Genomic DNA, 14,807 nt, shown 5'->3' with positions numbered 1-14,807 from the left:
TTACTGATTCAGTAAAAAAAGCCAAATCCAATTTAAGGCATTTGGCTTTTTTTATCGAAAGGAGTCTGACAATGATGCAAAGTGAAAAAGATAAATTTTTGGCAGGTCAACCGTATCAGATTATGGATCCGCAATTAGCTCATGATGAAACGCGGGCACGGCGCTTATGCAGAGAATTAAATGAATTAGATGATCAAGCTACTATTCAAAAAGAGCAAGTGATTGAGCAATTATTTGGTTCTGTCGGCAAAAATCCCTATATTCAGCCTAATTTTCGGTGCGACTTTGGATATAATATTCATGTAGGTGATAATTTTTTGTGTAATTATGATTGTACAATTTTGGATATTGCCACGGTAACTATAGGTAATAACTGTTTGATGGCGCCCAAAGTACAGCTATATGCCGCTGACCATCCCCAAAATGTTGTCCAGCGTAGTGCCTTAATTGGTTTGGGTCGCCCCATTACCATAGGAAATAACGTTTGGATTGGGGGCAGTTCAGTCATTTTACCGGGAGTCAGTTTAGGCGATAATGTGATTGTAGGTGCTAATTCGACGGTAACCAAATCTTTTGGCGATAATGTAGTTATTGCGGGTTCGCCAGCCAAAATTATTAAACAACTACCAAAGCAAGGTTGAAAGGACAGTATGATGTCAGCATTTAGTCAAGTCATGTTACCTATTTTACTAATATTTTTAGCAGGGTATCTTTTTCAAAAATTCTTTCAACTCAATCTAAAATCATTATCAACCTTGGCAATGTACTTATTATTACCCTTCTTAGTTTTTAAAGTTTTTTATCACCAAACATTGAATCATAGTTTTTGGGAGATTATTTGGACATCTGTGCTGATTATGATCGGCTTGATTATACTAGGCTTATTAGTAGGTTTCATGGGTCACTTCACCAAAAGTAAATTGAATGCTTTTTTGTTAGCTACGGTTTTTCCAAATAGTGGCAACTATGGCGTACCACTAGTGCTCTTTGCGTTTGGAAATAAAGGAAGTAACTATGCAATGATGATTATGGTTTTTCATAATATTTTGATGGGCTTAGTTGGCGTTTTTATTGCGGCTTCATCACATCAACATGGAATCCAAGGTCTGAAAACAGCAGTGCTGGCGATTTTAAAACAACCCATGAATTATGTGATTTTGCCTGCGATTTTATTGCACTATTATCATATCTTGCTTCCTGTTAATTTAATGAAGAGTGTAAATATGCTTAGCAATATTACAATTCCGTTGATTATGCTGATTTTAGGAATGCAATTAGCGGATGTGAAGATGACAAAAATCAGTCCAATCACGATTATTTTAGCGGTCAGTGCGCGTTTACTGTTGTCTCCACTTTTGGCGTGGTTGGTTTGTTCTTGGTTATCTGTGGGTAAATTATTGACGCAAATCATTATTTTGATGGCGGCCATGCCTAGTGCGGCCAATACAACATTATATGCAATCCAATTTGAGACAGAACCTGACTTAGTCTCTAGTTGTACATTAATGAGTACTTTGTTGAGTGTAGGGACATTGACTGTTTTATTGAATTTAGTCGGTTAACTACGGTTGTTTTAGAAATCTTCTAGACGCATAGAATTTATTTTGTAAAAAATCCTTACACAAACTTTTTTATTTTGATAAGATAACCAAGTTGCAAAAAAGTATGAAAGTAAAAGGAGTTTTTACATGGTTAAAATGGAAGCAGTTGTCAAAATACGTAAACCCTGGTTAGCGATGTCTAGTATGCTAATTGGAGCGTTTGTCGGAATGCTTTCGGAAACGTCATTAAACATTGCGTTACCACAGTTGATGCAGGCTTTTCATGTCAGTGCAGCCAATGTGCAATTATTAGTGACAGGTTATATGTTAGTGATTGGCATTATCTTGCCGTTTTCGAGTTTGTTAACGAAGTGGTTCACCACGCGCCAGATTGTCATTTTTGGTTTGATTGATTTTATGGTGGGGGCCGCCATTTCGGCGTTAGCGCCTAATTTTGGAATTTTGTTGACCGGACGTGTCATTCAAGGTATCGGCACAGGATTAATTTTGCCCTTAATGTTTACAGTGGCAATGACTATTTTTCCACCACAAAAATTGGGTGCTGCCATGGGTGTATGTGCCTTAGTGATTATGTTAGCACCAGCGATTGGGCCTACTTTGACTGGGATTATTTTGGGAAAATCAAGCTGGAACTGGGTTTTTTGGTTGTTTATTCCATTTTTGTTAGTTGCATTAATTTTAGCAATTTTTGGTTTGAAAAATGTTGGTCAAATTACCAAACCGCATGTTGATGTTTTGTCGGTCGTAGAATCCATTGTCGGCTTTAGTGCAGTTGTCTTAGGTGTTAGCTTTGCGAGTGAATGGGGCTGGACGTCACCTACTGTGTTAGGCTTATTGGTGATTGGTGTACTTGTTTTGATTTTATATGCAGTGCGTCAATTACATCTGCCAACGCCGGTTTTAAATTTACATGTCTTTCATAAATCAGCTTTCACCTTGGGAGCTTTAGGTGTGATGATTGATTTTTCAATTATCTTGTCGGCAATGTATTTGCTGCCGCAATATTTTCAACGCGGCTTGAGTTTACCCGTAGCATTGACGGGCATGATCATGTTGCCTGGTGGGATTATTAATGCAGTAGTGTCTGCTTTTGCAGGACGTTTATATGACAAATTAGGCGCTAAAAAACCAGCTGTCATTGGCTTTTTAATTGCAGTTGTTGGGATTGTGATGCTGATTTTGTCGAGTCCGCATTCTTCGTTGGGCTATATTATTGCAGCACATATTGTGTTGATGATTGGCTGTCCGTTAGCAATGTCGCCGGCACAAACGCATGCTTTGAATGCCTTGCAGGGACCTGAATCGGCTGATGGAAGTACGATTTTGAATACGATGCAACAAGTTGTCGGTGCTGTGGTCACGGCTTTGACGACAAGCTTTTTGAGCTGGGGTCAATCGGTGCAAAGTGGTAGTACCGCGGTCAAATTTACGAACGGTGTGCATTATGGTTTGTATTTTACGCTGATTTTAGCGATTATCGGTGTGATTCTCGCGTTTAATTTACGAAAAAAAGCTGAATAATGATTGAACTAAAAAAGCCTTATCTGATAAGGGGCTGATTCCTATCAGACAAGGCTTTTTTATTATGTGATTATTTAATGGACACGTTGTTCAGTTGCTTTGGCTTGATTATTTGCTTTTTGACGTTGTTCAACTTTGTTTTTGGTGTCTTTAGAAGCGCTACTAATTCGATCTTGCAAACTAACCGAATCTTTTTGGTGTTCTTGCTGGGTTTTAATGTCGACGACGCTCACATTGACTTCTACAACATCTAAATCAGTCATTTTTTTCACTTTATCAAAAATTTGCTTTTTGATTTGGTCATATAATTTGGAAATATCAATGCCGTATTCGGCGACAATATCAATATCCACAGCAACTTGCTTTTTCCCAACTTCCACATGAATCCCGGAAGTGACGTCGTCGTTATTCACTAATTTGTCAGTTAAATTGGAGAAAAAGCCACCGTCAATCGTCAATAAACCGTCAATGTCAGATAAAGCAAGACCAATAATTTTTTGAATGACTTTGGAATCGTAAGTTAATTCACCTTTGATTTGTTCGTTATTATTTACTTGTGTCATAATCAACACTCCTTTATTCTTTTTTATTGTGCAATTGGTTGAGCAGTGGTAAATAATGACCAATCACGCCGCCTAAGATCATCAAAATAATTAAAAAAACGGTTTGAAAAAAGCCGAAGGCTAAAAATAATAAGCCTAAAATGAAACCACCGAGAATACCAATAATTTCAGGACTATTTTGATTCAACCATGTCTTCATTGAAGTAATTCCTTTCTAGTCGACCCGCTGTTTTGATGATGATTCAGATGAAAAATTGTTAAATCTAATTTCGATTTTTGGTTTTTGTTCAATACCCAAGAGCTGTCTAAGATCTTGTTCAAGTTGCTGCAAGTATGTCTGCAACTGCTGTTGAATATTTTCACTGGGTGCCAAATTACCGCTAATATTGATTCTTAATCGGCGCTGAGTCAATTTGGAGCTGATTTTGGGATGATCCAGATAAGGCAAATCAGCCAGTGAAGCACTGATAAAACCGTTGATGGCTTTACTTGTGAGTTTGACGTGACCGTCTTGTTTGTGGATTAAGAAATATTTGTTACGCGTGGGCCAACATAACAGCACGATCATCCAAACAATTAATATCACTAAAACGATCGCGCTAACGATGATTAGATACCAAGCTAAATAATTATTGATGGCCACAATATCAGGCAGTTTCAAACCCAAATAAGATTGCCAAACGGTATTGTTATTCCATAAAATATAGATTGGTAATGGCAAAGCTAAGAGCAAGCCAATGATTAAAAACCATTTTTTACTGATCTTCAATCGACCACCTCCTTCCTTCAAGGCCATCATAGCATTAAGAATTGATCAGTGTCTAATGATATGTTTTGCACTAAAAATAATCGAAAAAAATAGCTATTTTCGGTTATGAAAATGGCTATTTTGAATACATAATTGAATTGGTTTGTCGTTCGCGTTTTTGTTAGCGAATTAAATCCACAATATTTTGTTTGGCTGCTTTACGAGCAGGGGCGTAACTAAAGATTAAGCCGATGACAAAGACAATTAATAAAACTGTTGTGAAATTGGTGGCTGTGACGTGCATTGCGAAGCCATGGAGTTTTAATGAGTTCACGCCTAATTGAATGATGACTGCCAAAATTGCGGAAATCAGACCACCGGATAACGTTAATAAAGTTCCTTCTAACAAAAATTGGAGGGTAATATCATGTTTGCTGGCACCGATGGAACGACGCAAACCAATTTCTTGCGTACGTTCAGCGATATTAGCCGTCATCGTGGTCATAATGCCCATCCCAGCAGTTACCAAAGAAATCCCTGCGATAACCGCTATAAAGACTGCAATCCCGCGAACGATTTGATCAAGCTGTTTTTTAGCAGCGCTAGCGTCAGGGCAAAAGTAATCGCCTAAAGTATGATAAGCACCCTTTTCTTGCAAGGTCGTTAAAATTTTATTTTTAATCTGAGTGGATTGACTAGTGGTTAAATTTTTCGCTAAAGTTACGTCCATCTCAGAGTAATTAGCGTGGTGGCGTCCTTTTAAAATTTGGTAATCGTGTTGCGTGATTTTGGCGCCCGAATTATCACCGCTAATTAAAAGCATCGGGTCATTATAAAATTGACGCACTTTAAACGGAATGTTCTGGATATAAACATAATCGCCAATTTGGATATTGTCCAGCGCAGAACCCTTGATATCGTAACGATTCAATGCAATCGTATTTAGCTGATTTTCATGAGAGCCCTTTTTGATTACTTGTAATCGGAGCGATTTGCCTTTGCCTTTCCAAGTGACGTTTTGATAAGCTTCGACATTATCATCAATTAATTTTGCCTTTTTGACCTGAGGTAAATGTTGAATGAGTTGAACATCGGACTTCTGAAAAGTGCCTGCGGTGTCGTTAGGAATATAAGAAATTTTTAGTTTGTCACCGCTGAAACCCTTGAACATATTTTGAGTGAGCATTTGACTTAAGCCGTTGCCCAGTCCGAGGATTAGTAACACACTTAATGTGCCGACGACAATGCCACTAATTGAAACCAGATTTCGAAAAAAACGCTTTTTAACACTGCTCAGAGCGATTCGTAAATTATTCAAAAATTTCATTGATATAACCGCCCATCTTTGATTTTGATTGTTCGATCGGCATATTCGGCGACCAGTTCGCTATGCGTGACCATGATAATCGTTTTATGCTGTTCTTGATGCAATTGCTGCATGAGATCCATGATTTTCAGCGAAGTGGCTGAATCTAAAGCGCCCGTCGGTTCATCGGCAATAATGATTTGAGGGTCATTGATTAGCGCCCGAGCAATGGAAACTCGCTGTTGTTGCCCCCCCGAAAGTTGCGTTGGATACTTGTGCGCCTGATCTTTGAGACCGACTTGATCTAAGATTTGTAAAATCCGCGCTTTTTGTGAAGCAAATGGTTTCTTGCTATAAATATGCGGCAAATTAATATTATCTAAAACTGTATAATTGCGCAGTAGTTTAAAATTTTGAAAAACGAAGCCTAAATATTGATTCCGCAATCGTGATAATTTGCGATCACTTTTGATTTGATGAACATCTTTTTGATTGAGTTGATACTGACCTTGATAGGCAGTGTCGAGTAAACCTAAAATGTTGATAAAAGTAGATTTACCCGAACCTGAAGGCCCCATAATTGCGACAAATTCACCATCTTGAATGGTTAAACTGGGAATATTCAAGGCATAGGCAGATTGTCGGTCATAAGTTTTTTGAATTTGGGAAAGTTGAATTACATCTGCCATTTATTTGTCCTTATACACTAATTTAGTTTGCGGTGCTAAATAACTTTGATCGACATAATCGTATTGATTATCGGATTGCTTGATTTGGTCGGCTGTCAGTGCTTTTTTGGTTCCATCTTTCAATTTAACTTGGTGATTGTGCACGGCTTTTTTAGCAATTTGGGAATATTTGGAAGGAACTGAAATAATGACATGTTGGCCTAAACGATAGACTGGCGGCAATGTCGTTTCAAAGTTGTAATAAGAAACACCCGAAGAATTTTTATCAGCATTGAGTTGCAGATAAGTTATCTGTGCAGTTTGTGATGCTTGTTTTTGTTGGGTTAACGATTTGATATTAACTTGATCGCCGACATTGAGTTTGTCTAAGTCATACTCAGAAATTGTTCCCTGGGCTTTAAAAGGTGTGGTATAAATACTGTTTTGATTATTACCTAGCTCAAAAATACCATTAGCGGGGGCTAATTGACCCGTAGTATCCAGTTTTTCACCTTTCCAAACACTAGCGCCGTTTTGTACGAGTAATTGCCAACTTTGAACTTTGATTAAATCATATTTTTGTTGATAAGTGACCGTTCCAGACAGCTCTAAGGGACTAGCCGCTTTGACAACGTAAGTATGTTGATGTGGTCGTGTGTGCTGATCAGATTTTTTGGCGTTTTGATGGCTATTAAGCAGCCAAAGTCCGCCAATTAAAATAATGAGGACAATAATAATAATGGTGATCCATTTGGTTTTCTTTTTCATAAATTGTTAACATCCTTTTCTCTGAGTGTACGGTTCCTACATATGTGTACTACCACACTATAACTCCATATCTGTTAAAAAACAAGTTACTTTATTAAAAAACAATCATTCTGTGTTGGAAAATTGATTGCGCTTTAATTTCAGATTGATAAAATGATATAATATTGCTAAATTACGTATTTTATTAAGGGAGGATCTTTATGACAACAACAAAGTTTCCGGAGAACTTCTTATGGGGTGGCGCCACGGCAGCTAATCAGTTAGAAGGAGCTTACCAAGCTGATGGTAAGGGCTTATCTTTACCCGATATTATGCCGCAAGGTCGTCAACGGATCGAAATAATGAATGATCCTCAATTTGATTTTTCAATGGACGAATCCAAATATGTGTACCCTAATCATGTGGGAATTGATCATTATCATCATTTTAAAGAGGATATTGCTTTATTTGCTGAAATGGGTTTTAAGTGCTATCGATTTTCAATCGCTTGGTCCCGGATTTTTCCACAGGGTGATGAAACAGAACCGAATGCTGCAGGTTTGAAATTTTATGATGAGTTAATTGATGAATGTTTGAAATATAAGATTGAACCGGTCATTACGATTTCTCATTATGAATTACCATTGAATTTGGTGAAAACTTATGGTGGTTGGAAAAACAAAAAATTAATTGGCTTTTTCGAACGTTTTGCCCAAGTTGTCTTGAATCGTTATCATGATAAAGTCAAATATTGGATGACTTTCAACGAAATCAACAGTGCTGCACATTTTCCAGTGATGAGCCAAGGCTTAGTAGTCGCTAATGGCGCCAATAATCGGAAAAATATTTATCAAGCTTGGCATAATCAATTTGTGGCTAGTTCTAAAGCAGTTAAAATTGGGCATGAATTAGATCCTAATTTACAAATTGGTTGCATGATTTTGTACGCGACGACTTATAGTTATGATGCTAATCCAGTCAATCAATTGGCGGCTTTACAGGCTAATCAGGCGAATAATTTCTTCTGTGCGGATGTGCAAGTTCGCGGTCATTATCCAGCTTATACGAAGAGTTTATTAGCGCGTGAAGGTGTGGCATTAAGTGATTTGGATTATACGCAAGAAGAATTGGATTTAATCGCTAAGTATCCCGTTGATTATATTGGTTTTAGTTATTACATGTCTTCCGTGGTTGAAGTGACTAAAGATGATAACGACACGGTTGCTGGTAATTTAATCGGTGGTGTCAAAAATCCATTCTTGAAAGCCAGTGATTGGGGTTGGCAAATTGATCCAACAGGGTTAAGAATTGCGTTGAATGAATTGTCTGATCGCTATCAAAAACCGGTTTTTGTGGTCGAAAATGGTTTGGGCGCCGTTGATGAACCGGATGCTAATCATTATGTAGCTGATGATTACCGGATTGATTATTTGCGGGAGCATATCGAAGCAATTCGTTCAGCGATTGATGATGGCGTTGATGTGATGGGTTATACCCCGTGGGGCTGTATTGATTTAGTTAGTGCTTCCACCGGTGAGATGGCTAAGCGTTACGGTTTTATCTATGTTGATGAAGATAATGCCGGTCAAGGAACATTCAAGCGTTACAAGAAAAAATCATTTGATTGGTATCAACAAGTAATTGCGACTAATGGTGACAATTTAGACTAAAATTGGACAATAAAAAAGGCTCAGGAATTTTGATTTCTGGGCCTTTTTGGTATCGTAAATTATTATTTTATAATTCAGGTGAAATCATGACTTTCACTTGCGTTTTATCAGTCATTAAGGATTTGATACCCTCTTCAGCATCATCTAAACTAATGCGTTTGGTAATTAATTTTTTGAAAGTATCCCGGTGTTGATTAATAATACCAATTGTTTGTGGGAAGCCATTGGCATAGCCCATCATGGTATAAACGCGGGCACCTTTATTTTGCAATGTTGTGATGTCCAAAGTGTAATTACCGTTAAACAAAGCTTCAATTTCTAAGACGCCAGCGGGAGCGACTAATTGAACAGCTTGATTCAAAGTTGGTTGAGCGCCGGCACATTCGAAGACCACATCCACGCCTTGCGGGAATTTTTCATGAACGTTGTCAATTAAGTTAACTTCACCTGAATTGACAACGTCTGTAAAGCCTAATTCTTTAGCTTTGTCTAACCGATTTTGTGCTAAATCAGCGATATAAATAGTTGTCGCGCCAGCATATTTGGCAACTAAAGCCGTCAACAAGCCGATGGGGCCAGCTCCTAAAACAACGACACTTTGCCCAGCAGTTAAGCCACTGTCACGGACAGCTTGATAAGTTACTACGGTGGGTTCCACTAAAGCGCCTAATTCATAGTCCATACCGTCAGGGAGCTTGTAGGTATACATATCTTTGACATTGACATATTCAGCCATTGCCCCATCATCAGAAAAACCGATGAACTGTAAACTGCCGTCAGGACCAACACCCTTTTCACAATAATTATATAAACCTTTGCGGCAAAATTCGCATTTGCCACAGGCAATAATTGGTTCCACACAAACGTGATCACCGACGGCGATATCTTTGACATCTTGACCAATTTTAACAACTTCACCGGAAAATTCATGACCTTCAGTGACGGGTACCGTTTTGCCAGTTAACGGATGTTTTTTGTAAGGAATCCCCGTACCTTCTTGATACATATGAATATCGCTACCACAAATACCAATGTCCTTAACCTTAATTTGGACTTGATCGGCTTTAGGATCTTTTAATTCGACATCTTCGATTCTTAAATCCTGTTTGCCATAAATACGAGCTGCCTTCATTGCTATACCTTCCCATCTTATTAATTGAGCGTTTGCAATAATTTATGAAGTTTGCATACCTTCAATAAATTATGCAAACGTATTCACAAGCAAATAGTAGCACTTTATTTTTGTGAATGCTAGCTTTATTTACGAAAAAATACACAAAGATAAACTAAAAAAGTTACTCTTTGTGTGCTTGGTGAAAAAGTATAACAATTAATTTTTTAAATTCTGATTGACCAGATCAGTCTGTAATTGCGCTAATTTAGTGGTGATGTAAACAGGATAAGCATCAGGATTTACAATTCTCAGAGTTGCTTTGGGCAAATGAGTCAATTGTTCACGACAATGCTGTTGAATTTGGAATACGTCTGTTTCGAGTTGTTGAACCTGTTTATTCAAAAAAATAGGTTGAGATAATTCCACCGCTTCAAAGTCACTGAGTTGAATTGGTTTGGTGATCGAAACCGGATTAGAATCAACGACAGTTAAACGGTTGGTAATCTCCTCATCTTCTAATGCAATTACATCCGCAAAAGCTTGGTGAGTTTGAGGATAATACAAACGATAAGTTTTTTTGATGCCCGGTAAGGTCAACTTGCCACGATTAGCACTGACTTTGATTTTCGGAATTAATTGTCCATCTTCAACAACGGCAGCTAGTTTGTAGACGCCACTTAAAACTGGTGAAGAAGCACTGGTAATTAATTTTTCACCAACGCCAAAATTATCAATCGGTGCTCCTTCGTTTAATAAGGATTGAATCACTTCTTCGTCTAAAGCGTTGGAAACGGTGATTTTAATTTGGGGAAGGCCAGCTTCATCTAAAGCTTGCCGCGTTTTCTTCGTTAATTGGGTAATATCACCAGAATCAATCCGAATCCCCCCTTTAACAGTTTGTCCATTTTGCGACAGTTCTTTAAACACCGTGATAGCGTTGGGCACACCGGAATTTAAGACGTCGTAAGTGTCGATTAAAAAAGAGGCGTTGTCAGGATAAATTTCAGCCCATTTGCGAAAAGCGGTCAGTTCATCGGGAAAAGATTCTACCCAAGCATGCGCCATGGTACCCGCGGCAGGAATATCAAACATTTGTGCAGCTAAAATATTGGATGTACTCGTACAACCACCAATCACGGCAGCGCGAGCACCGTACACAGCGCTGTCAGGACCTTGTGCTCTGCGGGCTCCAAACTCCATCACGGGTTTGTGTTCTGCTGCAAAAGTGATTCGCCGGGCTTTGGTAGCAATTAACGATTGATGATTCAAAATATTGAGGATAAAAGTTTCGAGAAGTTGGGTCTGAATTAACGGTCCACGCACGGTCATCACGGGTTCGCGTGGGAAAACGGGGGTCCCTTCAGGAATCGCTGTGATAGAGCAGTTAAACTGAAAATCTTTCAGATAATCCAAAAAATCAGCACTGAAAATCTGGAGTGATTGCAGATATTTGATATCTTCATCATTAAAATGTAAGTTTTGCACTGTTTCAATGACTTGCTGTACACCAGCATTAATCACAAAACTACCGTTGTCAGGTATTTGCCGAAAGAAAACATCGAAAATACCTTGTTTATCTTTAGCCACAGCGTCATAGCCATTGGCCATGGTAAACTCATACAAATCCGTAAGCATTGCTAAATTTTTCATTGATTAATTAGTCCTTATTGAAATTTGACTGAGGTGAAACTTCTAAAATTCAATTGTATCCAGCCTTAACATTGCTAAGTATAGCATTAGTTTATCTTAATGAGTATGATGTCAGGGCAAATTTGTATAATTTTTAGTATGATAATGTTTGAGTAAAACTTATAGATATGCTACACTAACAATTACTTTCATAACTAAAATTAAAATTGAATATAAAAGAGGCTCCTATTCGGACACAAGCTACTGTACAGAAACGTTGCGAAACGCCAATGTATAGGACAGAAACTGCCGACCGAAGGCAATTTCCCAAGTAGCTAATGACATTTGTCTTTACGCCGAATAGTGCTAAATTGATGTTGAAGGAGCCGCAATCATGATTGCGGCTTTTTGCATACTTTGAGCCTCCTTTGTCAATAAAAGGAGGTCTTTTTTAATGTTAGCAGATAAAGAATTATTGCAGTTCGCCAAAATATCTCATAGTGAGATATTCAAGCGATTGAAAACAAGCTTGGCGGGGCTTGATCCTCACCAAATCCCGTCGTTGCGTCAAAAATATGGAACTAACCAGTTGACTTATTATCATCGAAAATCACTGGGGCGGCAGTTGTTGGCTGCTTTTGTGACGCCCTTTACGGTGGTCTTATTTGTGTTAGCAGTTGTTTCGTTTGTCACCGATTATTGGCTGGCGGCACCTGGTGACAAGACTTTACTAGAAACCAGCATTATTTTAGTGATGGTTTTGATTAGTGGAGCGATGACTTTGATCCAATCTGTCAAGTCCGATCAAGCTGCAGAAAAATTGCAATCATTGGTGAGCACGACTACGCAGGTCATTCGTGATCAAAAACTTGAAACAATCGCAACAGATGAATTGGTGGTTGGGGATTTGGTCAAATTGGCTGCGGGTGCAATGGTGCCTGCTGATCTGCGAATTATCCAAGCCAAAGATTTGATTGTATCACAAGCTGCTTTGACAGGTGAAAGTTATCCGGTGGAAAAAAAGGCGCATTTAACTGCAGAATCTTTTGGACAAGTGACGGACTTAACTAATCTGACCTTTATGGGGAGCAATGTTTTAAGCGGAACGGCTTTAGGCGTGGTGATTGCTACCGGCACAAACACACGCTTTGGTAAAGTGACGCAAAGTTTGGCAAATAAACAGGCGGTCCAGACTAATTTTGATGTGGGCATTAGTCAAACATCGTGGCTATTAATTAGATTTATGGCAATAATGGTCCCGATTGTTTGCGTGTTAAATGGCTTGACCAAGGGTGACTGGATGCAGGCCTTATTGTTCGGGATTTCGTTAGCTGTTGGTTTGACACCAGAAATGTTGCCTGTGATTGTGACGACCAATTTGGTACGTGGTGCCTTAGAAATGTCGCGTAATGGCACGGTGGTCAAAAATATTCATGCCATTCAAAATTTTGGTGCGATGGATATTTTATGTACAGATAAAACGGGCACGCTGACGCAAGATCAAATTGTTTTGGTGGCGTATAACGATTTGCAGCAGCAGTCTTCGCTTGAAGTTTTGCGCGTGGCTTATTTAAATAGTCAATTTCAAACGGGATTAAATAATTTAATGGATACGGCGATTATAGAAACTGCGCATCAACAATTGCAGATTGACAAACGCGATATACAAAAAATCGACGAATTGCCATTTGATTTTACACGTCGTCGGATGAGTACCATTGTTCAAACAAGTCTCAATCAAGTAGCAATGGTGACCAAGGGTGCTGTGGAGGAAATGTTGAGCGTGTCGACTAAAGCTGAGATTGATGGGCAAGAAGTATCTTTGACGCCGCCATTACGCACAAAATTAGCCCAACAGGCGCAGCAATTGAATCAGCAAGGCTTACGAGTGCTAGCCATCAGTCGCAAATTCAATCCGCAGCCGCAAAATGGTACGGCTTTTAACGTTCAAGATGAACAGCAAATGACTTTAGTGGGTTATTTAGCCTTTTTGGATCCGCCTAAACGGACCTCTGCTCAGGCAATTCAAGCTTTGAAGGATCATGGGACCGCCGTCAAAATTATTACGGGTGATAGTCAGCTGGTGACGCAGTCGGTGTGCCAACAAATTGGATTTGATGTTCAACAAGTTCTGACAGGGCAAGCTTTAAGTCAACTGACGCCTCAACAGTGGGCAAAAGCGGTTGAAACTACAAATGTGTTTGTCAAAGTGTCACCTGAACAAAAAGCCCAAATTGTCCAAACATTACGGCAAAATGAACATGTAGTGGGCTTTTTGGGTGATGGCATCAATGACGCGCCTGCAATGAAAAAAGCTGATGTAGGAATTTGTGTCGACACGGCGGTGGATATTGCTAAAGAAGCCGCGTCCATTATTTTGTTACAAAAAGATTTGCTGATTTTAGAGCAAGGTGTCGTCATTGGTCGGAAGACATTTGGCAATATTATGAAGTACATTAAGGCTACATGTTCGTCGAATTTTGGCAATATGTTGTCAGTGTTATTTGCGAGTGCGTTCTTACCATTTTTGCCAATGCAACCCTTGCAATTGTTGTTTTTAAATTTCACGTACGACCTGTCGTGCTTATCCTTGCCGTGGGATCGCATGGATTCAGAATATCTAAAGGTTCCACGTAAATGGCGGGCGGATTCAATTGGCCGCTTTATGATTTGGTTTGGGCCGACCAGTTCGCTTTTTGATCTGACCACTTATTTAGCCTTGTACTTTTGGCTTTGTCCACAAGTTCTCGGACAAAGTTTTGCCCAAACAAACGGTCCTTCGCGGCAATATTTTATCCAATTATTCAATAGTGGATGGTTTGTAGAATCTTTGTGGACGCAAACTTTTGTGTTGCACGCGTTACGAACATCCAAAATACCGTTTGTCCAGAGTCGTGCATCGAAGATAATGATTTTTGTGACGACAGGTGCTGTGATCTTAGGATCTTTATTACCATGGACGGCTTTAGGACGAGGTTTAGACTTAGTTCGTTTACCGGTCAATTTTTGGTTACTCTTGGGAGTGACGATTGTGGGCTATATGTTGTTAGTAACTGTGGCCAAAAAATGGTATGTCCGGCGCTTTGGTGAATTACTATGAAAAATAAAAAGATGAAATTAAAATACCCAGTCCAATTAATTTTCGCCATTTCGTGGATTATCTTGGGTCTGACTTGGCTCTTTAGCCAACCATTAACATGGGGTAGTATTACCATTTCCTCGACATTATTCATTTTTGCATTACTCGTGATTCTAGATTGCACGTCAAGTGGCCATCGT

The 14,807-nt window shown here is 39.0% G+C and carries 13 protein-coding genes and 1 riboswitch; of the genes, 5 read left to right on the top strand and 8 right to left on the bottom strand.

Annotated features, from left to right (window positions below):
* The first annotated feature begins 74 nt into the window (after positions 1 to 74).
* From MOO45_RS07785 to MOO45_RS07775, 3 genes are all read left to right on the top strand, one after another.
* Complete coding sequence (locus MOO45_RS07785; RefSeq protein WP_249515196.1) at positions 75 to 641, top strand: sugar O-acetyltransferase; 567 nt, start codon at positions 75 to 77, stop codon at positions 639 to 641.
* A gap of 12 nt (positions 642 to 653) precedes the next feature.
* The gene (locus tag MOO45_RS07780) at positions 654 to 1,562 is read left to right on the top strand and encodes an AEC family transporter (RefSeq protein ID WP_249514344.1); all 909 of its coding nucleotides are present in this window, start codon (positions 654 to 656) and stop codon (positions 1,560 to 1,562) included.
* A gap of 135 nt (positions 1,563 to 1,697) precedes the next feature.
* Positions 1,698 to 3,083: a DHA2 family efflux MFS transporter permease subunit gene (locus MOO45_RS07775; RefSeq protein WP_249515195.1), complete on the top strand. Its 1,386-nt coding sequence runs from the start codon at positions 1,698 to 1,700 to the stop codon at positions 3,081 to 3,083.
* A gap of 74 nt (positions 3,084 to 3,157) precedes the next feature.
* Here MOO45_RS07775 and MOO45_RS07770 read toward each other — a convergent pair whose 3' ends face one another.
* The 6 genes from MOO45_RS07770 to MOO45_RS07745 form a co-directional block, all read right to left on the bottom strand.
* On the bottom strand, positions 3,158 to 3,646 hold the full coding sequence (locus MOO45_RS07770; protein ID WP_249514343.1) for an Asp23/Gls24 family envelope stress response protein: 489 nt from the start codon (positions 3,644 to 3,646) through the stop codon (positions 3,158 to 3,160).
* Positions 3,647 to 3,659: 13 nt separating this feature from the next.
* Entirely contained in the window at positions 3,660 to 3,845 is a 186-nt protein-coding gene (locus tag MOO45_RS07765; RefSeq protein ID WP_249514342.1) for a DUF2273 domain-containing protein, read from the bottom strand.
* Between the two features lie 15 nt (positions 3,846 to 3,860).
* Entirely contained in the window at positions 3,861 to 4,415 is a 555-nt protein-coding gene (gene amaP / locus MOO45_RS07760) for an alkaline shock response membrane anchor protein AmaP (protein WP_249514341.1), read from the bottom strand.
* Positions 4,416 to 4,575: 160 nt separating this feature from the next.
* Positions 4,576 to 5,721: an ABC transporter permease gene (locus MOO45_RS07755; protein ID WP_249514340.1), complete on the bottom strand. Its 1,146-nt coding sequence runs from the start codon at positions 5,719 to 5,721 to the stop codon at positions 4,576 to 4,578.
* Positions 5,718 to 6,389: an ABC transporter ATP-binding protein gene (locus tag MOO45_RS07750; protein WP_249514339.1), complete on the bottom strand. Its 672-nt coding sequence runs from the start codon at positions 6,387 to 6,389 to the stop codon at positions 5,718 to 5,720. Before MOO45_RS07750 ends, MOO45_RS07755 begins: the two co-directional genes overlap by 4 nt.
* Positions 6,390 to 7,136 carry a hypothetical protein gene (locus MOO45_RS07745; protein ID WP_249514338.1) on the bottom strand — a complete coding sequence of 249 codons (747 nt, stop codon included), beginning with the start codon at positions 7,134 to 7,136 and terminating at the stop codon, positions 6,390 to 6,392.
* Between the two features lie 200 nt (positions 7,137 to 7,336).
* Between MOO45_RS07745 and MOO45_RS07740 the strand changes: the two genes are divergently transcribed.
* On the top strand, positions 7,337 to 8,785 hold the full coding sequence (locus MOO45_RS07740; protein WP_249514337.1) for a glycoside hydrolase family 1 protein: 1,449 nt from the start codon (positions 7,337 to 7,339) through the stop codon (positions 8,783 to 8,785).
* Between the two features lie 67 nt (positions 8,786 to 8,852).
* Here MOO45_RS07740 and MOO45_RS07735 read toward each other — a convergent pair whose 3' ends face one another.
* Together MOO45_RS07735 and MOO45_RS07730 are read right to left on the bottom strand one after the other, a co-directional pair.
* The gene (locus tag MOO45_RS07735) at positions 8,853 to 9,917 is read right to left on the bottom strand and encodes an alcohol dehydrogenase catalytic domain-containing protein (RefSeq protein ID WP_249514336.1); all 1,065 of its coding nucleotides are present in this window, start codon (positions 9,915 to 9,917) and stop codon (positions 8,853 to 8,855) included.
* Positions 9,918 to 10,115: 198 nt separating this feature from the next.
* Entirely contained in the window at positions 10,116 to 11,549 is a 1,434-nt protein-coding gene (locus tag MOO45_RS07730) for a nicotinate phosphoribosyltransferase (protein WP_249514335.1), read from the bottom strand.
* A gap of 201 nt (positions 11,550 to 11,750) precedes the next feature.
* A riboswitch (M-box (ykoK) riboswitch) is annotated at positions 11,751 to 11,915 on the top strand.
* A 67-nt stretch (positions 11,916 to 11,982) separates the two neighbouring features.
* Here MOO45_RS07730 and mgtA point away from each other — a divergent pair.
* Complete coding sequence (gene mgtA, locus MOO45_RS07725; RefSeq protein WP_249514334.1) at positions 11,983 to 14,628, top strand: magnesium-translocating P-type ATPase; 2,646 nt, start codon at positions 11,983 to 11,985, stop codon at positions 14,626 to 14,628.
* Positions 14,629 to 14,807 lie beyond the last annotated feature (179 nt).

Origin of the sequence: Bombilactobacillus folatiphilus (assembly GCF_023380265.1) — a bacterium.
GTDB classification, from domain to species: Bacteria; Bacillota; Bacilli; order Lactobacillales; family Lactobacillaceae; genus Bombilactobacillus; species Bombilactobacillus folatiphilus.
This window is presented reverse-complemented; position numbering and strand designations above follow the sequence as displayed.